The organism is Pseudomonas fragi, assembly GCF_002269505.1.
In the GTDB taxonomy this organism is placed as follows: domain Bacteria; phylum Pseudomonadota; class Gammaproteobacteria; order Pseudomonadales; family Pseudomonadaceae; genus Aquipseudomonas; species Aquipseudomonas fragi_D.
On sequence record NZ_NQKQ01000012.1, the window covers coordinates 1 to 21,629 of the forward strand.

Consider the following 21,629-nt stretch of genomic DNA (forward strand, 5'->3'; position numbering starts at 1 on the left):
TCGGTACTCAAGTGTTTGTATTGGGTAGACATGGCAACACCTTACATCAGGTGTTGCACTTGTTCCTTGAGACCGCCAGGGCTTATGCAGCTCACCCCCAGAGAAGTCGAAAAGCTGATGGTTTACACCCTGTCGGACGTCGCATTCCGGCGCAAGGCTCGCGGCTTGAAATTGAACTATCCAGAGGCTGTTTCAATTATCACCGTGACCGCCCTGGAAGGCGCGCGCGACGGCAAGTCGGTCGAGGACGTAATGACCGAGGCCAGCAAAGTACTCACCAGGGATGACGTGATGGATGGCGTCTGGGACCTGATTCCCAACGTACAGGTTGAAGCGATTTTCACCGACGGCAGCCGTCTGGTCACGGTCCACGACCCGATCAAGTAACCGCCTGCCCTTAACCCGGTTAACGCATACCGTCACGTTTCGAGGAGTCAGCCATGAGCACCAAAGAAACCAACAGCCCGCACCAGGATACCCACCCCAAGCACAACATCCCCCACGCCAAAAACCCCGGCGGCGTCCACCAGGGCAGTGAAGCCGAAGTACCCCTGGGCGGCACCATCTACGCCAGCACCCCCATCACCTTCAACGAAGACCGCCCCGTCACCAAAGTCAAAGTGCGCAACACCGGTGACCGGCCGATCCAGATCGGCTCGCACTTTCACTTCTTCGAAGTCAACCGGGCCCTTGAGTTCGACCGCGCCGCCGCTTTTGGCAAGCGCCTGAACATCTCGGCCACCACGGCTATCCGCTTCGAGCCCGGCGACGAAATTGAAGTGCCGTTGATCCCCTACGGTGGCAAGCAAACGCTTTACGGCTTCAACAACCTGGTCGACGGCTGGGCACCGGACAAGCTCACCAGCAACCATGAGCGCCCGGAAAAGCTGCAGGCCATCCAGCGTGCGGTCGATCACGGGTTCAAGTTCAGCCAAGCGGCCAAACCGGCCAAGCCCGTCAACGACAAGTAACCACCGCATTCTCATACTTTGCACACGCGCCGTTGAACCATTGACGCCCGCGCGGCATTAGAAAAGGAGCCACCGATGCCAACCATTTCACGCAAAGAATACGCAGGCCTGTTCGGCCCAACCACGGGCGACAAAATCCGCCTGGGTGACACCAACCTGTTTGTCGAGATTGAAAAGGACCTACGTGGTTACGGCGAAGAATCCGTTTACGGCGGCGGCAAATCCCTGCGCGACGGCATGGGCGCCGACAACACCCTGACCCGCGATAACGGCGTACTGGATCTTGTGATCACCAACGTCACCATCATTGACGCGGTCCAGGGCGTGATCAAAGCCGACGTGGGTGTTCGTGACGGCAAGATCGTCGGTATCGGCAAAAGCGGCAACCCGGGCATCATGAGCGGCGTAACCCCGGGCCTGGTGGTGGGTGTGAGCACCGACGCCATTTCCGGCGAGCACTTGATCCTGACCGCAGCCGGGATCGACACCCACGTTCACCTGATCTCGCCCCAACAGGCCTATCACGCGCTGTCCAACGGCGTAACCACCTTCTTCGGTGGCGGCATCGGCCCTACCGACGGCACCAACGGTACCACCGTGACCGCTGGCCCCTGGAACATTCGCCAGATGCTGCGCTCCCTTGAAGGACTGCCGATCAACGTCGGCATGCTCGGCAAAGGCAACTCCTTTGGCCGCGACCCGCTGGCCGAACAGATCATCGCCGGTGTTGCCGGGCTCAAGGTTCACGAGGACTGGGGCGCAACCTCAAACGCATTGCGCCATGCGCTGCGTACCGCCGACGAGATGGACGTGCAGGTTTCGGTGCACACCGACAGCCTCAACGAATGCGGCTATGTCGAAGACACCATTGATGCCTTCGAAGGTCGCACCATTCACACCTTCCACACTGAAGGCGCCGGTGGCGGTCACGCCCCCGACATCATCAAGGTGGCCAGCCAGAGCAACGTGCTGCCGAGCTCGACCAACCCGACCCTGCCCTACGGCGTCAACAGCCAGGCCGAGTTGTTCGACATGATCATGGTCTGTCACAACCTCAACCCGAACGTGCCGGCCGACGTGTCGTTTGCCGAAAGCCGCGTACGCCCGGAAACCATCGCCGCCGAAAACGTGTTGCAGGACATGGGCGTGATTTCCATGTTTTCCAGTGACTCCCAGGCCATGGGCCGGGTCGGTGAAAACTGGCTGCGCGTGATGCAAACCGCCCATGCGATGAAAGTCTCACGCGGCAAACTGCCGGAAGACAGCGCCGACAACGACAACTTCCGCGTCCTGCGCTACGTGGCCAAGATCACCATCAACCCGGCCCTCGCCCAAGGTATCAGCCACGTGCTGGGCTCGGTCGAAGTCGGCAAGATGGCCGATCTGGTGCTGTGGGACCCGCGTTTCTTCGGGGCCAAACCGAAGATGGTGATCAAGGGCGGGATGATCAACTGGGCCGCCATGGGTGACCCTAACGCCTCACTGCCAACCCCGCAGCCCGTGTTCTACCGTCCGATGTTTGGTGCCTTCGGCAAAACCGTGCAGGACACTTGCGTGACCTTTGTGTCGCAAGCGGCGCTGGAAGACGGCGTGAAAGAAAAAGCGGGCCTGGAACGTCAGGTCATGGCGGTTCGCGGTTGCCGCACCGTGTCCAAAAAAGACCTGGTACGCAACGACCAGACTCCGCAAATCGACGTTGACCCGGAAACCTTCGCGGTAAAAGTCGACGGTGTGCACGCCACGTGCAAACCCATCGACGTGGCCACCATGAACCAGCGTTATTTCTTTGGCTAACGCCTGAACGGGCTGCTGCCGGGGTGCGTGCATCCCCGGTGGCAAACGCCCGGCACATGATTCAGGGAAGGAGTTTGCGACGTGATTTTGATTGAACACATTCTCGGCAACGCCAAGAAAGACCCGCACTGGAAGCACAAACTGGAAAGCGCCAAGGTCGATCTGCTGGTGCTCGACCAACGTGAAGCGCAAAAAAGTCGCTGCCGGCGCACCAGCCTCGGCGGCCTTGACCTGGGTATTTCGCTGGAGCGCAACGTCGTGCTTTCCGACGGCGATGTGCTGCTGTGGGATGAAGCGGCCAACACCGCTGTGGTCGTGCAACTGAATCTGCGCGATGTGATGGTCATCGATCTCAAGGAGCTTAAACAACAGCCGCTGGACGTGCTGATCAAGACCAGCTTCGAACTGGGCCATGCCCTGGGCAACCAGCACTGGAAAGCCGTCACCAAGCACAACGAGGTTTACATCCCGCTCACCGTCGAAACCAAGATGATGGATTCGGTGATGCGCACCCATGGTTTTCAACACTTGCCGTACGCCTTTGTTGGCGGCGCCGAAATCCTGCCGCTGCTGACCACCTCCGAGGCGCGCCTGCTGTTTGGCGGTGCCGAAGAAACCGACACCCATGTTCACGTGGCCAGCCCGCAAGACAAGCTGGACGCTGCAGCCCTGAAAATCCAGGGGGTGCACAGCCATGACGCACACAGTCACAGTCACGACAACGGCCATACGTTTCACAGCCATAAGCACTGAACCCGGCAAGAAGGCGCTTTGATGAACGCATCCGATCTAATTCGCATCATGCAGTTTGGCGACTCCGTATTGCCAGTGGGTGCCTTTTCGTTCTCGAACGGCGTGGAGTCGGCCATTCAGAAAGGCATCGTTCATGATGTCCCGACCCTCAAGGGCTTTGTTCTCACTGCACTCAAGCAGGCGGCCAGCTGTGACGGCATGGGCGTCGTGGCCGCGCATCGAGCTGCCGTGGCTGAAGACCGCGACGGCATTTTGCGCGCCGACTGGGCGGTGAATAACCGCAAACTCAACGAAGAAAGCCGCTTGATGGCCACACGCATGGGCAAAAAACTGGCGGAAATGTCGATTCATGTCGTCGAAAAACCCCTGGTGCGCTGGTGGCTTGAACAGATCAAGGCCGGCAACGCGGCAGGCACCTACCCCGTCACCCAGGCCGTGGTGATGTCGACTCAGGGCATCGGTGCCCGTGAGGTCGTGGTAATGCACCAGTACGGGGTCGCCATGACCATCCTCAGCGCCGCCATGCGCCTGATGCGGGTCACGCACCTGGACACCCAGCACATCCTCTTTGAACTCAACCACGACATCGAGGCGTTTTGCGACATTGCCGAAATCGGCGATATCGAACAGATGTCCTCCTATGTCCCGATCGTCGATGTGCTCGCCGCTGTGCACGTCAAGGCACATGTACGGCTATTTATGAACTGACACCCCGGGCTGCGTCAGCGTGTGCCGGCGCAGCTACAGCTCCCCTATCTGGTAAGGAAATAACCGTGAAAAAGATTACTCGTATTGGTATTGGCGGCCCGGTCGGTTCAGGTAAAACCGCGATCATCGAAGTGATCACACCGATCCTGATCAACCGTGGCTACAAGCCATTGATCATCACCAACGACATCGTCACCACCGAAGATGCCAAGCAGGTCAAGCGCACCCTCAAAGGCATCCTCGACGAAGACAAGATCCTCGGCGTCGAGACCGGTGCCTGCCCGCACACCGCCGTGCGTGAAGACCCGAGCATGAACATTGCGGCGGTCGAGGAAATGGAAGAGAAGTTCCCCGACAGCGATCTGATCATGATCGAGAGCGGCGGTGACAACCTGACCCTGACCTTCAGTCCGGCCCTGGCCGACTTCTATATCTACGTGATCGACGTGGCCGAAGGCGAGAAAATCCCGCGCAAAAATGGCCCGGGGCTGGTGCAGGCCGACATCCTGATCATCAACAAGATCGACCTCGCCCCCTACGTTGGCGCCAGTCTGGACGTGATGGAAAGCGACACCAAAGTGGTACGCGGCAACCGCCCGTATATCCTCACCAACTGCAAGACCGGCCAGGGCATTGAAGAACTGGTGGACATGATCGAGCATATGTTCCTGTTCGCACAAAAACCGGCGGTCAAAAGCGGGGTCAGTGCATGACAGCTCAGAGCCAGATCGTGAACAACCCGTCACGGCTACGCGCTCACTCACTCGGCATTGATGCACCGGAGCTGTCGCAGTACCAGGACGAACCGGAGCAAATGCACAGCGGTGCCGTGGGCAAAAGCGGCTACCTGCGACTGGGTTTTGAAAGGCGCGGTAATCGTAGCGTGCTGGCGGACATGGAGCGACGCGTGCCGTCGCTGGTGCAGCGGGCCTTGTATTGGGACGAGGAGATGCCCGAGCTGCCGTGCGTGACCATGATTTCAACATCCGGTTGCATCCTGCAGGGCGACCGCCTGGCCACGGACGTCAACGTGGGGGTGGGTGCCTGCGGGCACGTCACCACCCAGTCGGCGACCAAAGTGCATTCGATGAATGCCAACTACGCCTCGCAAATCCAGCACTTCACGATCGATGAAGGCGGCTACCTGGAGTTTATGCCCGACCCGCTGATCCCCCATCGCAATGCGCGCTTTATCACCGACACGCACATCAGGATCCACCCCACGGCGACGGTCATCTACTGCGAAACCCTGATGTCGGGGCGCAAGTACCACCATGTGGATGAGCGTTTCGGCTTTGACGTGTACTCATCGCGAGTGCGCGCCGAGAACCTCGAAGGTCGTGAGCTGTTTGTCGAGAAATACATTCTTGAGCCAAAAAAGGAGAGCCTGGACGCCATTGGCGTGATGCAGACCTTCGATGTGTTCGGCAACGTGGTATTGCTCACGCCCAAGGAGCATCACGACCGGATTGTCGAGCGCATCCCGGCGCTGTTTGACATGCAGGCCGGGCTGGCCAGCGGCGTGACCCGCCTGCCCAACGACTGCGGGCTGATCTTCAAGGTGCTGGGCAATGACAGTGGCGAGGTCAAGGCGCAGATTCGCGAGTTCTGGAAAGTGGCCCGCGAAGAAATTTTTGGCGTGACCCTGCAGCCGGCGTTTTTGTGGAAGTAACTGCCTCAACCTGTAGTCGCTGACGAGGTACGAGGCTGCGATCGAGGACATCGTCCTCGCAAAACCGACAAACACGGTTGCGGGGATAAAGGTTTTTACGACTGTTACATCGCAGTGGCGCACCAAACCGATCGCAGCCTCGCGCTGCTCGTCAGCGGCTACAAAACGGCTTCAGAGAAATCAACCGTGGGAGAGTCAATATGGAAGCTGCATCCAAGTGGTCGAAAATCGCGGATGGCAATGTCGTCCTTGAGTTTATCGACGTCACCCTGCGCGGTTGTGCTCAGGTCATGTTCCAGAACAACCCCCTCACCGGGCTGCTGTTTTTTGCCGCGATCTTTGTCGGCGCATTAGGTGAGGGCAACCCGGCCATGGCCTTCGGCAGTGTACTGGGTACCGTCGTGGCAACCTTTACCGGCATGCACCTCAAGGACCGCACCTCCTGGAAGGCAGGCCTGTACGGCTACAACGGCTGCCTGGTCGGTGCTGCCCTGCCAACCTTCCTCGCCGTCACGCCCATCCTGTGGCTGTGCATCGTCCTCGGCAGCGTGGTTTCAGTAATCGTCACCATCTGCATTGCCGACATTCTGAAAACCTGGAAAGTCGCCGCCCTCACCGCCCCCTTCGTGCTGGTGACCTGGACCATGCTGCTGGCCAGCTACGCCTTTGGCGGCCTGACTTCCAGCGCCCTGCCCGTGCCCAACCTGCCCCACGACCTGGTGGCCTACAACAGCAGCCTGTTCGATGGCATAGACCTGTTCAAAAGCACGTTTTACGGGATTTCCGAAGTGTTTCTGATCAGCACCGTGATCGGCAGTGTGCTGTTTCTCGCCGGGTTGGCGGTGTCTTCGTTGTGGGCCGCGGTGTTCGGCCTGCTGGGCTCGCTGCTGGCAGTGCTGGTGGCCGTGGTTCTGCAGGCAGAGCACGCCAGCATCAACAACGGTCTGTATGCCTTCAGCGCCGTGCTGACTGCCATCGCCCTGGGTTCGACCTTCAACAAGCCCAGCTGGCGCGTGCTGATCTACACCCTGATCGGGGTGATCTTCACTGTATTTGTACAGGGCGCCTTGAATACAGTACTGGCCCCGATTGGCATTCCGACCCTGACCATGCCTTTTGTACTGGCCTCCTGGTTGTTCCTGGTGCCTAACCAAGACGTGATGCCGGCCCACCGCCAATAATTCCGATCCTTTTGCCGGAGCGTTTCCATGACCGCGATTGCCCACCCCCTGACAAATGCCGAACCGTCGAACACTACGCGTCGTGCCATTTATCTGCTGACCGGCTTGATCGTGGCCAACCTCCTCGCCTGGGCCTGGGCCTTTGCCGAGTTCGGCAACAACCCGGTGCTGATGGGCACCGCCTTGCTGGCGTACGGCTTCGGCCTGCGCCACGCTGTGGACGCCGACCATATCGCGGCTATCGACAACGTCACCCGCAAACTGATGCAACAGGGCAAACGCCCGATCGCCGTGGGCACCTGGTTTTCCCTGGGGCACTCAACCATTGTGGTGCTGGCCTCTTTCGCGATTGCGGCTACGGCAATGGCCTTCAAGGACGACATGGAATGGTTTCACGAGACGGGTGGCCTGATCGGCACCCTGGTGTCCTCGGTGTTCCTGCTGCTGTTCGGCGTGCTCAACCTGGTGATCCTGATTTCGGTGTACAAGAAGTTCAAACAGGTCAAGGCCGGCCACTCCCTGCCCCCCGAGGAGCTGGACCTTATTTCCACCAACCCGGGCGGCCTGATGGCGCGCATCTTTGGCCGGGTGTTCAACCTGGTCAATAAGAGCTGGCACATGTACCCGGTGGGCTTTCTGTTTGGCCTGGGCTTTGACACCGCCACCGAAATCGGCCTGCTGGGCATCAGCGCAACCAGCGCCTCCCACGGCATCAGCCTGTGGTCGATCATGGTGTTCCCGGTGCTGTTCGCGGTCGGCATGGCCCTGATCGACTCGCTGGACAACTTCGTGATGATCGGCGCCTACGGCTGGGCATTCTCCAAACCGGTGCGCAAGCTCTACTACAACATCACCATCACTGCCGCCTCGGTGGTGGTTGCACTCTTTATCGGCGGTGTCGAAGCACTGGGGTTGATTGCCGAAAAACTGCAACTCACTGGCGGGATATGGACACCGATCAATGCCATCAGTGAAAACTTCGGCGAGATTGGCTACTGGATCATTGGCATGTTTGTCCTGTGCTGGCTGATTTCGGCCCTCAACTACTACATCCGCGGTTATGACCAACTGCCAGCCAATGCCTGATGCAAGGCTCAAGCACAGGGGCTGCAGGTGGCAGCCCGAAAAACCTGACCTACACTCCCTTCACCCTTTAACAGACGCGTCGTAGGTGCCATGACTTTATTACAGGACGTAAAAAATCGGATCTCCTTTGCCTATGGGGTCGCCTTGCTGGTGGCGATCAACGGCTTTCTCTTGTTTTTGCCGGTGCTGGAGCGTGGCGTTGCCCACGCCAATGCCAAGTCCGGCTCATTTGATACCTGGAAGGAGGCATTAAGCTTTTTAGCCTTGCTGGAAATCCCCGGTTTTGTCGTGGGGCTTGTGCTGTTGTTGATGTCCCTGGGGTTGTTGATCAAGTCGCGCATCAGTTGGTTCTTTTCCCTGCTGCTGCTGGTGGCAACGGTCTGTGTGGATTTTTTCATTCTGAAAAAACCTGACGGCGTGACCTTCTTCTCGGTGTTCACCATTGCCGTACTGGGCTTCTACTGGCGCCGCTTTGATCACTACAGCCTGGCCTCGGGCAGCTTCTTTGCGGTAGTGAGCATCGCCTCGCTTATCGTCTACAGCACCCTGGGCACGCTCTACATCGGTGACGGCTTTGCACCACCCGTGACGGACCTGCCGTCAGCGTTCTACTTCGCCATTGTGGTGATGTCGACCGTAGGCTTTGGCGACATTGTCCCGCACACCACTGATGCACGTTTTTTCACCCTAACGGTGATCATACTGGGCATCACCATCTTCGCGATTTCGGTGGCGTCCATTGCCGGCCCACTGATCAGCAACAACATCCAACGCATTGTTAAAGGCAGGATTACCCATATGGCGCGTAAAAATCACTACATCCTCGTTGGCGTTGGCTCCCTGGCACAAAACGTCTACAAAGGCCTGACCGATCGCGGCGAGCATGTCACCGTGGTGTGCGCTGCCGGAAGCCAGCACGACCTGCCGGAAAAGGCCGATATCATTGAAGGTGACCCGTCGGCGGCGTCGACCCTGAAACTGGCAGGTGCTGAAGACGCCAAATACATCGTCACCCTGTGCGACAGCGATGCCGAAAACGTGTTCACCATCCTTGCGGCCAAGGAAGTGGCCGGCGACGACACCCAGATCATCGCGCTGGTCAACGAAACGCGGAACATGCCCAAGGTCAAACGCGTCAACCCGACCATGGTGCTGTCGTTACCCTTGCTGGGCAGCGAGCTGCTGGTGCGCACCCTGCAGGGCGATCAGATCAATAATGACCTGATCACCGAGATGTTCTTCGGCAAGCGTACGTCGCTGGCCTGAGACTTTTCGCAGGATACAAAAAAGCCCTCTGACGAGGGCTTTTTCATGAGCGTTGCAAAGGTCTATTGCGGGGTATCGGATGCGGGTAGCGGAGTCACTTTGGCCCCGGCCAGCAGGCCCAGTTCAACAGCGGCAAAGCCGATTACCAGGCTGATCACCAGATAGCAGATGGAGACAAAGACACTGCCCGGGTCTTGCATCATCTCGACGGCGCCAAACACGAAACTGGAGAACGTGGACAATCCGCCCATGATCCCGGTGCCGACCATTACATGTACGTACTGATTGATCCGGTTGCTCTTGAACAGCGACGTGGCCACGCCCAGCAGAAACGCGGCGACGATATTGGCGACGAAGATATCCATCGGAAAACCGTCGGCCAGGCGCGGCACCGACAGCATGACAAACTCGCGACACATGGCGCCGAAAGCGCCGCCAACGAAAATCAGAATAATCATGTTCAACATGGGGTTTGCTCCAGAGTCAGCGCGCCAGCCAGGCGCCGAACGCGGCGGCGGCCAGGCCGACTAGAACCGAGATAATCAGATAACCGGCGGCCCATGCCCGATCCCTGGCCTTGGCCAGTTTCGAGGCATCCAGTTGCATGCTGCTGAATGTGGTGTAACCACCCAGGATACCGGTGAGCACCGCGGCGCTGAGGAAATCGCCATAGCGGTCGCGCCAGTCCACAGTAAACAGGATGCTCAGGTAACCGATCACAAAGGCGCCGCTGATGTTGATCAGAAACGTGCCCAGCGGGAACGGTCCCTTGTAAAACTGCCCGATCCGCAACCCGATCCACCAGCGCAGCAGCGAGCCCAGCCCGCCCCCCAGTCCGACCCAGAAAACATCCAGCGCAGTCATGAAATTCCCTCTCGTGTCTGTTGGTGAGTGGGGGAACTCTAGTTCATAAAACTGCGGGTAGGCATGACTTGGGCCGGGTCTTTCGTTGTTACAGATAAGTCCATGCCGGGGCCAGCGGGGCCAGCGGGGCCTGAATGGCGAAGCTCATATTTGCTCAAGTTTTCAAACTGGTGTTCTTGAGCATTGGGGGTATTTGAGCTGCACAGGACGTAAAGCCAACTTGCAAAAGTCCCAGCATGGGACTAGGATCGTTTTATGAGAATCATCGCAGTCAGTCAACTCAAGGTTTTTTGGCAAAAGTATCCAGGCGCAGAGCAATCCTTCCTGTGCTGGATTGATGAAGCGAAAAAAGCGAACTGGCAAACGCCGGCCGATATCAAGGCGCAGTTTGGCCATGCCAGCATTCTCAAGAGCAACCGGGTCGTGTTCAACATCAAAGGTAACGCCTATCGGCTCGTTGTGGCTGTGGCCTACCGCTACAGCGCCATTTACATCAAATTCGCAGGTACTCACCAGCAGTACGACACCATTGATGCCAACACCGTAGAAATGGAGTAACCCATGAATATTCGTCCAATTCGCAACGAACAGGATTACAAAGACGCACTGAAGTCGGTTTCGCCGCTGTTCGACAATGAACCGCAGCCCGGCACACCGCAAGGCGATTACCTGGAGGTGATGATCACCCTGATCGAAGCCTACGAAGCAAAGCATTTCCCCATCGACCTGCCCAACCCGGTAGATGCCATCCGCTTCAGAATGGAGCAATCCGGGTTGTCACCGGCTGACCTGGTGCCTGCTATCGGCCGGCAGAACCGGGTGTATGAAGTGCTCAACGGTAAACGCTCCTTGACCCTGCCCATGATCTGGAAGCTGCATGAGATGTTCGGCATCCCGGCAGAGAGCCTGATCAAGCCGGTGAAATGATGACAGTGGATCAGGCAACATCATGGACCCGGGGGAAAAGGAGTACCATGCCCTCCGGCTTCACCCCTACCGCCCCATGGAACCCCTATGTTTCCCAACGCTGAACGCTACAACCACTCCACCGAATACGCCAACAAACTGGTCGATCGCATCGGCCAGACCCCGGCCTGGATTGCCCTGCGCCTCGGGGTCACGGAAAAACGCATGCGCTATATCCTCGCCGGATCCCGCACGATCAAGGGCGACACCACTGAAATTCTGATGAGCTACGCCGAGCAGTTTTGCCTGGAATGCCTGGCCGCCGAAGCCAAGGCCGCCAAGGACCGTGCCCGCTCCAAAGCCGCCGCCAGCCCTGCCAGCGACGCTTAAAACAACCCCAGCTGCCCGCCAACCAGAGCACTGAAGTTGTCATCGACAAACACCAGAATCGCGTCCGCCACCGGTTGCAGCTGACGCGTCAGATAGTGCTCGTAATCCACTTCTGCGGTGCGGTTCTCCATCGGCTGGGGGCCGGCTACAGTAATAACGTAACTGATCGTCCCACCGTTCTGGTACTGCCGGGGCCGCCCTTGCCGGTCGTTGTACTCATCGGCCAGGCGTGCGGCCCGCACATGGGGCGGTACGTTGCGCTCATAGTCACTGAGCGGGCGACGCAAGCGCTTGCGGTAGATCAGCAGTTCATCATGCTCACCCGCCAGGGTGCTGCGCACAAAGTCGCGCACATAGTCCTGCCAGGGCTGACGATTGAAAATGCGCAGGTACAACGCCTGCTGGAACTGCTGGGCCAACGGCGACCAGTCGCTGCGCACGGTCTCCAGCCCCTTGTAGACCATCTCCCGATGCCCGTCGGCATGCACCACCAACCCCGCATAACGTTTTTTGCTGCCTTCTTCGGCGCCACGAATGGTCGGCATCAGGAAGCGGCTGTAATGGGTCTCGAACTGCAGCTCCAGGGCGCTGGTCAGGCCATACTCGTCGCGCACATGGGCCTGCCACCAGTCATTGACGTATTGCACCAGTTCGCGACCGATACGTGCGGCGTCCTCTTCACTGTGCTGACTGCGCAGCCAGACAAAGGTGGAGTCGGTGTCGCCATAGATCACGCTGTAGCCCCGGGCTTCAATCAGGGCCCGGGTCTTGAGCATGATTTCATGCCCGCGCAAGGTGATCGACGACGCCAGCCGCGTATCGAAAAACCGGCAACCGCTGGAGCCCAGTACTCCGTAAAACGCATTCATGATGATTTTCAGAGCCTGGGACAGAGGCGCGTTTTTCTCCCGCTTGGCCACTTCACGGCCCTCGGCCACGCGCTCGATAATGGCCGGCAGGCAGTGCCGGGTACGAGAGAAGCGCGCCCCGCGAAAGCCCGGCACCGAGGTTTCATCACCAGGCTCGCGCAACCCTTCGACCAGCCCTAGCGGGTCAATCAAAAAAGTGCGGATAATCGACGGGTACAGGCTTTTGTAATCAAGCACCAGCACCGACTCGTACAACCCCGGCTCGGACTCCATCACAAAGCCGCCGGGGCTGGCCTGGGGCGGTTTATCGCCAAGATTGGGGGCGACAAAGCCCTGACGGTGCATCAGCGGCATATACAAATGGTAAAACGCGGCCACTGAACCACCGCTGCGATCAGCCTCAAGCCCCGTGACCGAGGCCCGCTCCAGCAAAAAGGTCAACAATTCGGTTTTCGCGAAAATCCGCGTGACCAGTTCGCAATCCTTGAGGTTGTAGCGCGCCAGTGCAGGCTTGTCATGGGCAAACATGCGGTTGATTTCGTCCATGCGCTGGTACGGGGTGCTGATGTCCTTGCCCTCGCCCAGCAGGGTTTGAGCGACATTTTCCAGGCTGAAAGACGGGAACGACCAGGTCGCCGAGCGCAACGACTCGATGCCGTCGATGATCAAGCGGCCCGCAGCACTGGCAAAAAAATGGTTTTTGCGACTGCCGTGTTCGCGCCACTGCATTTCACTGCTGCCACGCCCCAGCAGCAACGGGATACCCAGACGGCGTGCATGCTCATGCAATACCCGAAGATCGAACTGCACCACATTCCAGCCAATGATGGCGTCGGGGTCATGCCGGGCCAGCCACTGGTTAAGACGCAGCAGCAGGTCGGCGCGGGTGGCGCAGAATTCAAGATCGAAATCCACCGGGGTATCGGCTGCGGTTGCCTTGCCCAGCATATACACCTGGCGCTGGCCGCAGCCCTCCAGGGCAATGGAATACAGATCGCCTTGCTCGCTGGTTTCAATATCCAGGGACACCAGCTTCAAGCGCGGCCGGTAGTCGGGGTGGGGTTTTATCCGCGCGTCCAGCAACGGTCCGTCGCCCTGGGCGCGGCCACCGAAACTCACCGGTGCGGTGATAAAGCGTTCCATCAGGAACCGCTCCGGCGGGCGGATGTCGGCCTCGTACACATCGACCCCGGCACGGCGCAGGCGCTGGGCGATATCCATCAACTGGGCATGCTGGCGGCAGTAGAGGCCGATCACCGGGCGCGACTGGAAATCACACAGCGCCAGCTCACGCCACTCGATACCGCGCTCGTTCTGCAGCAGGGCCTGGGCCTGGCCAAGCTGAATCTTGGGGATAAAAGCGGTGGAGGTTTGGTAAGGCAGGCGCACCTGCTGCGGCCCGTCATCGGTGGCCAGCCAGAAGTCGACCTCGATACCCGACGGCGTATCACGCCAGTGCCGGGTCAGGACAAAACCCTGTTTCAAGTCCACCGTGGCGGCCTCATCGGGTTACAGGCACGTCGCCAGCATCGCCAGGCGACGCATGGCGGCAGCGTCATCAGGCTGTTTGGCGTAATAGCTCACTGCAGTGCCCGTGCCTTGGGGCTGCAAGTCGGCAAATGACTCGGCGCCACGGGTATATACCGTCTGCTTGCCGGTCTTGTCGGTGTTGATATAGGCACTGGCATCGACCCCAAACACGCTTTCATCCTGCCAGGAAAACTTGATGCACTCGGCCACCAGCGCTGTGGCTTTTTCCGAAGCCAGCACCCGGGTTGGAGCTTTGCTGCGGGCGGTGTCCATCGCAGGAGACACACAACCGGCCAGCAAGGCCAGACTCATGACGCTGATCAGCATTCGCATTGTATATCCCCTAGATAAAGGCCAATACGATATCACGCAGACAGTGCCCACAGGTGGCTAAATAACCAGTAGTCTGCTGAGTGGGCTTGCTCCCCCAAAGAACATATGTTCGCAGTTCCCGCACCAAAACAGGCCGGTCGGCCGCCTCGGCGAGGTTTTTGATCTGGCTTTTGATTTTGATCTACCCGCCCCATCGGGAGGCCGAGCGGAGGTTCTGTGGAGTGGGTCGACCGGCATGGATGCCGGGAGAGCCGCGATGGGCCATGGATGGCCCGTGGCGGCGTGCCCACGGAACAGGGCCGGAGCGAGGGAACCTGAGCGCAGCGAAGGCCGTACGATGGGGCGAAAGCGTTTTGGTTACTTTGTCGCTTTTACAAAGTGACTCGCTGTAAGAGCGAAACCAATATTTCAGTTGGACGCTAGGCCGGATATGTACGCGGTCTACCAATTATAACCACCGAGTACATATCCATTCGATGTGTCACGGCTCTCTACGGGTTCCGCCCTTACGGCGGCTCACTTTTGTCAAACAGCCACAAAAGTAAGCAAAAAGGCCTTGCCCTACCATACGGCCGCCTCGCCAAGGCTCGCCGGCGCCCTCACTCCGGCACTGTTATGGGGGCACGCCGCGACGGGCCATCCATGGCCCATCGCGGCTGGCGCGGCGTCCTGCCGCGCCACCCCCATAACAGCACCTGCGTTCAGCCTTCTGTGAGGGGCATTCGTGTTGTCTGGACAAGCGCGTGGCTACAGCAAAAGAAAAAGAAAAATAGATCTTGGACACGTGCACATATGTTCTGCAAAACAGGCCGGCCGGTCGGCCGCCTCGGCGGTTTTTGATTTTGATCTGCCAGCCCTCCCGGGAGGCCGAGAGGAGGTTTTGTGGAGTGGGTCGACCGGCATGGATGCCGGGAGAGCCGCGATGAGCCATGGATGGCCCGTGGCGGCGTGCCCACGGAACAGGGCCGGAGCGAGGGAACCTGAGCGCAGCGAAGGCCGTACGATGGGGCGAAAGCGCTTTGGTTACTTTGTCGCTTTTACAAAGTGACTCGCTGTAAGAGCGAAACCAATATTTCAGTTGGACGCTAATGCCGGATATGTACGCGGTCTACCAATTATAACCACCGAGTACATATCCATTCGATGCATCACGGCTGTCTACGGGTTCCGCCCTTACGGCGGCTCACTTTTGTCAAACAGCCACAAAAGTAAGCAAAAAGGCCTTGCCCTGCCATACGGCCGCCTCGCCAAGGCTCGCCGGCGCCCTCACTCCGGCACTGTTATGGGGGCACGCCGCGACGGGCCATCCATGGCCCATCGCGGCTGGCGCGGCGTCCTGCCGCGCCACCCCCATAACAGAACCTGCGTTCAGCCTTCTGTGAGGGGCATTCGCGTTGTCCGGACAATCTTGTGGCTACAGCAGAAGCAGAAGCAAAAATTTGAAACAGCACCAATCCCTTGTGAGGGTGAGTCTGCTCACGAAGACATCAACGCGGTTCATCTTAAACACCGTACAGCAAGCCGGCTCCCACAGGGGTATCACCAGGCGCTAAACGCTGTTCTTGTCCACATCCAGCGCCTGGCCGATGGCGTAGTAATGTCCTCCGGCGATGTAATGCAGGCTGCGCAAGGCCGGGTCGGCACTTTCAAAGTGCCAGTGACCGTCACTGAAAACACGAGTGTCGGCCCAGGCCGCAACCACTTCACCGATAAACAGGTCGTAGGTTTGCTGGTTGTGCGGCTCGGGGATCAGCTTGCAGGCCAGCCAGGCAGAGCATCCCTCAACAAAGGGCAGATCATGGCCTGGCATCTCGAACAGTTGCACCGCGCAATGCTCGAGCTTATGCGGGTCATCAGCCAGGCTGACGCTGCCAACCTGACTGGTCAGCCTGATTTGGGCTACGGTAGGTATCTGGATCACAAATACGCCGCTGTTTTCTACCAGCTCGCGGGTCTTCACGCTTTTATCCAGGACCACGGTCAGTTTGGGCGGGGCAAAGTCCAGTGCGCATGCCCATGCCGCTGCCATGACATTCTGGACCCCGGCATGGCGCGCCGAAACCAGAATGGTCGGGCCGTGGTTAAGCAGTCGGTAGGCTTTGTCCAGAGGGACGGCTGCAATGTGCTCGGGCATGCTGGCTCCGCAATCGGGTTGTATTGAAAAAGGAGGTCAAGGCCGCCGGCTTTGACTTATCGTCAGAAGGATACGACGCTTGATTCTTTATCTGAAGCGCCTTTGAACAGGAATAACCATGGCCAATCCTTACCGCGAACTTCTGGCAATACCTGGCGTCATGGGATTGGTGGTGGCAAGTTCGATCGCCCGGCTGCCGCAGGCAATGATCGGCATCGGCATTATCACCATGCTGGTACAGCAAACAGGGCTTTACTGGCTGGCGGGGGCAGTGGCCGGTACCTTTACCCTGGCCAATGCCCTGGTGGGGCCGCAGATTTCCAAACGGGTCGACCGCCTGGGCCAACGCCGGGTGTTGCCGGTGTTTACTGCCTTCAGCATCGCAATGTTGCTGGCGTTGATCGCTGCCTCGCACCTGCGGGCCGACGCGCCGTTGCTGTTTGTGCTGGCGGCACTGGCAGGGACCATGCCGAGCATGCCGGCCATGACCCGGGCCCGCTGGACGCAACTGTTTCGCGGCAAGTCGCTGCTGCATACCGCGTTTTCCCTGGACACGGTGCTGACTGAAATGGCCTTTATCCTGGGCCCGCCCCTGGCGATTGGCTTGAGCACCGGGCTGTTTGCCGAAGCCGGGCCTCTGGCGGTGGCCGTGCTGCTGGCAGTGGGCGTCACGGCGTTTGTGCTGCAGCGCCAGACCGAGCCGCAGGTGATCAAAGCCACCAGCATCGACGCCGGTTCAACCTGGCGCTTGCCGGGCTTACGCACCATTGTCCTGGCTTTGTGGGGCATGGGTGTGATTGGCGGTGCAGTCGACGTGGCCGTGGTTGCCTTTGCCAACGCCCATGGCTGGCCAGCGTCCGCCAGTTTTATCCTCGCCGCCTATGCCCTGGGCTCGTTGATCGCCGGTCTGGCGTTTGGCGCCTTCAGAATAGCCATGCCGATGGCGCAGCAGTTTTTTATCGGCATTCTGGTCACCGCCATCACCGCGGTATTGCCGATTTTTTCACCGGGGGTCTATGTGCTGGCTCTGCTGCTGTTTGTTTCCGGGGTATCTTTTGCACCAACGATGGTGATTGTGATGAACCTGGGCACCCTTATATTACCGCCGCAGCGGGTCACCGAGGGTCTGACCTGGATGTCCACCGGCATCAGCATCGGCGTTGCGCTTGGCGGGGTGGTGGCAGGGCTGGTGATCGACGCATACGGTGCCCGCGCCGGTTTTGCCGTGCCCATTGTCGCGGGAGTGGTGATGGTGGTGATTGTGATGCTGGGGTTACGCACACTGCAGGCGGCTGCCCAGACCCAGTCGCAGCGTGAGCTGGCCAGGTGAGCCGTGTTCGTTAGCAGGGGGCTTTCAGCTGTAGCCCTCTCCCGAAGGGAGAGGGCTTTTTTTAACTTGGGGCTCTGCGATAACTTGCGGTGCAAGCGTACTGCGCCAATGTGCATTGGCGACAGTCTACGATTGGGTCAGGGGCTGATGGGGCTGGTTTTCCCCGGGATCACCTGCAACGCTGTTACCAGTGCCGGATCGAAATACGCCACATACAGCCAGTAGGTTTTACCTAGCAACTGGCCAGACCCGTACCAGGGGATGCGGTTGTAGGTCAGGTTAAGGCCGTTGTAGTCGTATTCAAAAAGATGGCCGCTACTGCTAATGAACTTGAAGCCGTTCTGCGAATAATCTCTTAAGGCATACAAGGTATTTTTATCGCTGGCATACAGTTCTTTGACCCGCTGCAAGTACCCTGGGGCAATGGTTGTAAACAGGCTTTTGGCCTGCTGACTGTATTGATCCAGGGTCAAGCCCGGAGTCTGTGCCAATTGGCTGGCAATCAAGGCAAATACGTCTGCATCTGACTTGGCGATTGCCAATTGCACCCGCATGAAGTTATTCAGCTTTTGCGGGTCGACAGTCAATGTCCTCGACTGTTTACCCTGTGAGTGTTCGGTGACCGTTTGCACCATGAACTCACTGGTTTTTGGCAGTACCATGGGCGACGTTGCTATGTAGGCTGCGCATGCGGTCGCCCGATGAGACATATCCTGATCCACCAGCAATGACAATGGATCGCCCTGTTGTGGTGTTTTGCTCAGATCGACACCCTGTTTTTTCAAGACCTCGGCAACTTGCTTCGCTGTACTTTCACCCCGCGCCATTGCGCAGACATGGTGCATCATCACATCGTTGCGTTGCCCTTCGACCATGGGCACCAGCCCCATGACTGCGCTCTGGATGATTGGCAGCGCCGGGATCATTACCCCGTGCGGTTCTTTATTGGTGAGGTTGGCGAGAGCTTGTGGAGCGCCGTCGCAGCCTGCCATCAGCGCCAATGAGAAAACCCATCCGGTTGTTTTTAGCAATGACATGGTATCCGCCCTGATTTTTGAGATTAACGGCCCGGCACTATTGCAGTCGAGCCGGGACGGGATTGACGGGTCTGGCCGCCGGTTGTAGAACGTTTCAGTTAATGTTCACCACTGGTAGCCAATACCTACTCCGAGACCTAAATCTCCTTTGGTAGTGGAGGTGGCCTGCAGCTTGCCAACCCAGCGGCCGTTGTTGGAGATGGTCGAGACGCCGAATGCCAACGCGGCTTGCCCGCGATAGGTGGCGGCGCCAAGGGAGGTCATGCTGGCTCCTGGTGAGTAAGGCTGTGGCAGGCTGGCCATGGCCATGGCACCGGCGATCCCCGCGCTAAGGGTTTCGTCCTGCTTGTGCAGGTCGTTGCGCAATTGCGAGAAACGCTGATCGGTATAGGCGGTGGCATTGTTGGTGACGTTGGTCACACTTCTGTTGAGCTGGTCAAAGTTCACTGCATCGGTGGCCTGGGTTGCCGCTGCAACATGGGTGATTTGCCTTTCGCTGCCAGCGGCCCCTACCGAAACGCTGTTGTCACGAGTAGCTGTCGAGTCGGCACCCAATGCCACGCTGTTTGCTCCACTAGCGTTGGCTCCGTGCCCCACTGCGACTGCTTTTTCTGCACTGGCCATGGCATTGGTACCAACGGCCGTGCTTTTGTTGCCAGACGCTTGCGAGCCGGCGCCTCCCGCGGCCGCATCGGTACCGGTGGCCGAAGGTTTTGGCAATGCACTGGTGTTATTGACCTGGAACATGCCGTCCTTGCCGTCCTTGATATTGGTCACATCGTTAAGAACCTGTGAAACATTCCCGCCAATGTTGTTGACCGCCGTGTCGGTGTAGTGGTTGGCCTGCGTTATGGCACCACCAAGCTGGCTGACGTTGACCGCATCGTTGGGTGCAGAACCTGCTGCTACACCGGTAATCTGGCGACTGCCCAGAGCCGTACCGACCCCGACTTCACCCACGGATGTTTGCAATGTGGTCAGGCCCGTAGCGGCATAGCCGGCCTGGGCGCCTACGGTAGTGACCGAGCCCGAGCCCAGGGCAACGCTTGCTGCATGGCTGGCCACAGCACCGGCTCCCAGTGCTACTGACTGTTCGCTTTGGGCCTGGGCCTGGGTACCGATGGCAACACCGGAAGCCATCAACACCTGGCTGTTACCGCCCAATGCAATCCCGCCAGTTGCCGCCAGGCTGACCACTGCGTTGTTGCCCATCCCGATACCGTTATCAGCATTGACCACGGTGGCGGGTCCAACGGCGATGGTGTTCTGTCCTATGGCCAGCGAGTCCTGCGGATTAACGGAGTTGGCATGGAAGTACAAGCTGCTGGTGGAACTGAGTGAACCTATGGCTCCGCCCAATTGACGCAGGGTCACGGCATCCTGGGCACTGGTGCCGTCAGCCAGATTGATCAACTGACGGTATTGACCGGCCGTACCCAGCGAGACCGCCCCCAACAAGGTTGCATCAGTGGTGTCGTAGGTGATGGTGCCACTGCTTGCCGCAATGGTGCCGCTGGCCGGTGCGATGACACGGTCGGAAACCGATCCTTGTCCCAATGCAACCCCTCCGCTTACCGATACGCTGGCCAGATTGCCCAGCGCCAGGCTGCCTGCAGCGCTTGCCAGGGCTCCGGCACCGGCGGCCAAGGACTGAGCCGCACTGGCCTGTGCTTGAGGACCGATAGCGATGCTGTCTACGCCGGCGGCCGAGGAGTCGGCCAGTATCGAGTTGGCGTGGAAGTACTTGATACCGGTGCCATTGCTGACGATGTTGTTAACAGTGCTGCCGAGGCTGTCGACCGTGGTATTGGTCGCAAACAACTGGCTGCCGTTAACAGCGTCGGTACTGCTGATGCTCACGCGTCCCGCTGCGACATTGGTGATCTGCCGTTCGCTGCCAGCGCTGCCGACACTCAGGACACCTGTAGGTGATCCACCAGCATAGATATGGGCGATGCCGTTTATGGTGTCGCCCGTTGTGGCGTTAGCCGCCGTTGTGGTTGAGCCATTACCCAGGGCAATCGAGTTGTCCACATTGGCTACCGCACCGTTACCGATAGCGATGCTGTTGGTGTTGACGGCACTTGCGTTCGGCCCGACAGCTATGCTGTCGGTACCGGTTGCGCTGCTGTCGGTCAGGATCGAGTTGGTATGGAAGTACTTGATGCCGCCACCGGTGTTGAGGTTGGTAATGGCTGTTGTATTGCTGGCGATATTGGTGGTGTTGGTCGTGACTTGTTGATTGGTAGCGAACAGTTGACTGCCGTTGACGGCATCGGTACTGGAGGCACTGAGCTGGCCTGCAGCAACGTTGGTGATCTGGCGTTCCTGGCCGACGCTACCGACGCTGACCACGCTGTTTGGCGAGCCCCCGGCAAAGTTGTAAGACACCCCGCCGATGGTCGTACTGCCAGTAGGGGCCGGGGCAGCGGTGGTGCTGCCGGCACCCAGTGCGACGTCACTGGCGTTATTGGCCGTGGCCCCTGAACCCAAGGCCAGTCCTTGTGTGGCGGTGGCCGCGACTATGGCGGCATCGCCCAGGGCAACGGAACCTGCGCTGTTGGCCTGGGAAGCATTACCCAGTGCCACTGAACCTTGACCTGTTGCGATGTTGAGATTACCCAGCACCACGCTGCCCTGGCCGTCGGCGGTGTTATCCGCGCCCATGGCGACTGCACCGGTGCCGTTGGCGGTGTTGGGATCACCGATGGCGACTGCGCCGTTGCCAGTGGCGATATTGCCCGCACCGATGGACACGGCTTTGCCCCCCGTGGCTGTCGCCGAGGTACCAATGGCGGCATCTGC

The 21,629-nt window shown here is 59.0% G+C and carries 20 protein-coding genes and 1 pseudogene; 14 read left to right on the forward strand and 7 right to left on the reverse strand.

Annotated elements, in window-relative coordinates; all coding sequences use genetic code 11:
- Nucleotides 1-84: 84 nt before the first annotated feature.
- The 10 genes and pseudogenes from CJU81_RS12440 to kch all read left to right on the forward strand — a co-directional run bounded on the left by CJU81_RS12440 (nucleotide 85) and on the right by kch (nucleotide 9,431).
- Nucleotides 85-387, forward strand: coding sequence for an urease subunit gamma (locus tag CJU81_RS12440; protein WP_095036862.1), 303 nt, complete (start codon nucleotides 85-87; stop codon nucleotides 385-387).
- Between the two features lie 53 nt (nucleotides 388-440).
- Nucleotides 441-842 (forward strand): annotated as a pseudogene (locus tag CJU81_RS12445) (urease subunit beta); the annotation flags it as partial.
- A 204-nt stretch (nucleotides 843-1,046) separates the two neighbouring features.
- A complete protein-coding gene (locus tag CJU81_RS12450; protein WP_095036863.1) occupies nucleotides 1,047-2,765 on the forward strand; it encodes an urease subunit alpha in 1,719 nt (572 codons plus the stop codon).
- A gap of 81 nt (nucleotides 2,766-2,846) precedes the next feature.
- Nucleotides 2,847-3,518, forward strand: coding sequence for an urease accessory protein UreE (gene ureE / locus CJU81_RS12455; protein ID WP_095036864.1), 672 nt, complete (start codon nucleotides 2,847-2,849; stop codon nucleotides 3,516-3,518).
- A 21-nt stretch (nucleotides 3,519-3,539) separates the two neighbouring features.
- Nucleotides 3,540-4,226 (forward strand): urease accessory protein UreF, encoded by a 687-nt coding sequence (locus tag CJU81_RS12460; RefSeq protein ID WP_095036865.1) that lies wholly within the window; start codon nucleotides 3,540-3,542, stop codon nucleotides 4,224-4,226.
- 65 nt (nucleotides 4,227-4,291) lie between these two features.
- Complete coding sequence (gene ureG, locus CJU81_RS12465; RefSeq protein WP_016781201.1) at nucleotides 4,292-4,939, forward strand: urease accessory protein UreG; 648 nt, start codon at nucleotides 4,292-4,294, stop codon at nucleotides 4,937-4,939.
- A complete protein-coding gene (locus CJU81_RS12470; RefSeq protein ID WP_095036866.1) occupies nucleotides 4,936-5,898 on the forward strand; it encodes an urease accessory protein UreD in 963 nt (320 codons plus the stop codon). Before ureG ends, CJU81_RS12470 begins: the two co-directional genes overlap by 4 nt.
- A 200-nt stretch (nucleotides 5,899-6,098) precedes the next feature.
- The gene (gene yut / locus CJU81_RS12475) at nucleotides 6,099-7,079 is read left to right on the forward strand and encodes an urea transporter (protein ID WP_095036867.1); all 981 of its coding nucleotides are present in this window, start codon (nucleotides 6,099-6,101) and stop codon (nucleotides 7,077-7,079) included.
- A gap of 27 nt (nucleotides 7,080-7,106) precedes the next feature.
- The gene (locus tag CJU81_RS12480; protein ID WP_095031308.1) at nucleotides 7,107-8,165 is read left to right on the forward strand and encodes a HoxN/HupN/NixA family nickel/cobalt transporter; all 1,059 of its coding nucleotides are present in this window, start codon (nucleotides 7,107-7,109) and stop codon (nucleotides 8,163-8,165) included.
- Nucleotides 8,166-8,255: 90 nt separating this feature from the next.
- Entirely contained in the window at nucleotides 8,256-9,431 is a 1,176-nt protein-coding gene (gene kch, locus CJU81_RS12485; RefSeq protein ID WP_029611453.1) for a voltage-gated potassium channel protein, read from the forward strand.
- A 62-nt stretch (nucleotides 9,432-9,493) separates the two neighbouring features.
- Here kch and crcB (CJU81_RS12490) read toward each other — a convergent pair whose 3' ends face one another.
- The gene (gene crcB, locus CJU81_RS12490) at nucleotides 9,494-9,898 is read right to left on the reverse strand and encodes a fluoride efflux transporter CrcB (RefSeq protein WP_095036868.1); all 405 of its coding nucleotides are present in this window, start codon (nucleotides 9,896-9,898) and stop codon (nucleotides 9,494-9,496) included.
- Nucleotides 9,899-9,914: 16 nt separating this feature from the next.
- Nucleotides 9,915-10,295, reverse strand: coding sequence for a fluoride efflux transporter CrcB (crcB, locus tag CJU81_RS12495; RefSeq protein WP_095036869.1), 381 nt, complete (start codon nucleotides 10,293-10,295; stop codon nucleotides 9,915-9,917).
- Between the two features lie 255 nt (nucleotides 10,296-10,550).
- Here crcB (CJU81_RS12495) and CJU81_RS12500 point away from each other — a divergent pair, with 255 nt between their 5' ends.
- From CJU81_RS12500 to CJU81_RS12510, 3 genes are all read left to right on the forward strand, one after another.
- On the forward strand, nucleotides 10,551-10,853 hold the full coding sequence (locus CJU81_RS12500) for a type II toxin-antitoxin system HigB family toxin (RefSeq protein ID WP_095036870.1): 303 nt from the start codon (nucleotides 10,551-10,553) through the stop codon (nucleotides 10,851-10,853).
- 3 nt (nucleotides 10,854-10,856) lie between these two features.
- Entirely contained in the window at nucleotides 10,857-11,222 is a 366-nt protein-coding gene (locus CJU81_RS12505) for a helix-turn-helix domain-containing protein (RefSeq protein ID WP_095036871.1), read from the forward strand.
- A gap of 87 nt (nucleotides 11,223-11,309) precedes the next feature.
- Nucleotides 11,310-11,591, forward strand: coding sequence for a hypothetical protein (locus CJU81_RS12510; protein WP_016781210.1), 282 nt, complete (start codon nucleotides 11,310-11,312; stop codon nucleotides 11,589-11,591).
- Here the strand turns inward: CJU81_RS12510 and CJU81_RS12515 are convergent.
- The 3 genes from CJU81_RS12515 to CJU81_RS12535 all read right to left on the reverse strand — a co-directional run bounded on the left by CJU81_RS12515 (nucleotide 11,588) and on the right by CJU81_RS12535 (nucleotide 16,457).
- Nucleotides 11,588-13,951, reverse strand: coding sequence for a DNA polymerase II (locus CJU81_RS12515; RefSeq protein WP_095036872.1), 2,364 nt, complete (start codon nucleotides 13,949-13,951; stop codon nucleotides 11,588-11,590). The two genes, CJU81_RS12510 and CJU81_RS12515, sit on opposite strands and share 4 nt — an antisense overlap.
- Before the next feature lie 18 nt (nucleotides 13,952-13,969).
- On the reverse strand, nucleotides 13,970-14,323 hold the full coding sequence (locus CJU81_RS12520) for a hypothetical protein (RefSeq protein ID WP_176464836.1): 354 nt from the start codon (nucleotides 14,321-14,323) through the stop codon (nucleotides 13,970-13,972).
- Nucleotides 14,324-15,872: 1,549 nt separating this feature from the next.
- Nucleotides 15,873-16,457, reverse strand: a complete 585-nt coding sequence (locus CJU81_RS12535; RefSeq protein WP_095036874.1) for a flavin reductase family protein — start codon at nucleotides 16,455-16,457, stop codon at nucleotides 15,873-15,875.
- Between the two features lie 118 nt (nucleotides 16,458-16,575).
- Between CJU81_RS12535 and CJU81_RS12540 the strand changes: the two genes are divergently transcribed.
- Nucleotides 16,576-17,787, forward strand: coding sequence for an MFS transporter (locus tag CJU81_RS12540; protein WP_095036875.1), 1,212 nt, complete (start codon nucleotides 16,576-16,578; stop codon nucleotides 17,785-17,787).
- Nucleotides 17,788-17,924: 137 nt separating this feature from the next.
- Here the strand turns inward: CJU81_RS12540 and CJU81_RS12545 are convergent, their stop codons facing one another.
- The gene (locus CJU81_RS12545; RefSeq protein WP_141232601.1) at nucleotides 17,925-18,824 is read right to left on the reverse strand and encodes a hypothetical protein; all 900 of its coding nucleotides are present in this window, start codon (nucleotides 18,822-18,824) and stop codon (nucleotides 17,925-17,927) included.
- Nucleotides 18,825-18,929: 105 nt separating this feature from the next.
- Nucleotides 18,930-21,629: YadA-like family protein (locus CJU81_RS12550; protein WP_176464837.1), on the reverse strand; the 2,700-nt coding region annotated here is incomplete at its 5' end.

Excerpts from the sequence above, each read along its gene's own strand:
- kch (WP_029611453.1), top strand. The coding sequence starts at position 8,256 with ATGACTTTATTACAGGACGTAAAAAATCGGATCTCCTTTGCCTATGGG.
- CJU81_RS12505 (WP_095036871.1), top strand. The coding sequence starts at position 10,857 with ATGAATATTCGTCCAATTCGCAACGAACAGGATTACAAAGACGCACTG.
- CJU81_RS12545 (WP_141232601.1), bottom strand. The coding sequence starts at position 18,824 with ATGTCATTGCTAAAAACAACCGGATGGGTTTTCTCATTGGCGCTGATG.
- CJU81_RS12450 (WP_095036863.1), top strand. The coding sequence starts at position 1,047 with ATGCCAACCATTTCACGCAAAGAATACGCAGGCCTGTTCGGCCCAACC.
- CJU81_RS12510 (WP_016781210.1), top strand. The coding sequence starts at position 11,310 with ATGTTTCCCAACGCTGAACGCTACAACCACTCCACCGAATACGCCAAC.
- CJU81_RS12440 (WP_095036862.1), top strand. The coding sequence starts at position 85 with ATGCAGCTCACCCCCAGAGAAGTCGAAAAGCTGATGGTTTACACCCTG.
- CJU81_RS12470 (WP_095036866.1), top strand. The coding sequence starts at position 4,936 with ATGACAGCTCAGAGCCAGATCGTGAACAACCCGTCACGGCTACGCGCT.
- yut (WP_095036867.1), top strand. The coding sequence starts at position 6,099 with ATGGAAGCTGCATCCAAGTGGTCGAAAATCGCGGATGGCAATGTCGTC.
- CJU81_RS12535 (WP_095036874.1), bottom strand. The coding sequence starts at position 16,457 with ATGCCCGAGCACATTGCAGCCGTCCCTCTGGACAAAGCCTACCGACTG.
- CJU81_RS12540 (WP_095036875.1), top strand. The coding sequence starts at position 16,576 with ATGGCCAATCCTTACCGCGAACTTCTGGCAATACCTGGCGTCATGGGA.
- CJU81_RS12460 (WP_095036865.1), top strand. The coding sequence starts at position 3,540 with ATGAACGCATCCGATCTAATTCGCATCATGCAGTTTGGCGACTCCGTA.
- CJU81_RS12520 (WP_176464836.1), bottom strand. The coding sequence starts at position 14,323 with ATGCGAATGCTGATCAGCGTCATGAGTCTGGCCTTGCTGGCCGGTTGT.
- CJU81_RS12480 (WP_095031308.1), top strand. The coding sequence starts at position 7,107 with ATGACCGCGATTGCCCACCCCCTGACAAATGCCGAACCGTCGAACACT.
- crcB (WP_095036869.1), bottom strand. The coding sequence starts at position 10,295 with ATGACTGCGCTGGATGTTTTCTGGGTCGGACTGGGGGGCGGGCTGGGC.
- CJU81_RS12500 (WP_095036870.1), top strand. The coding sequence starts at position 10,551 with ATGAGAATCATCGCAGTCAGTCAACTCAAGGTTTTTTGGCAAAAGTAT.
- crcB (WP_095036868.1), bottom strand. The coding sequence starts at position 9,898 with ATGTTGAACATGATTATTCTGATTTTCGTTGGCGGCGCTTTCGGCGCC.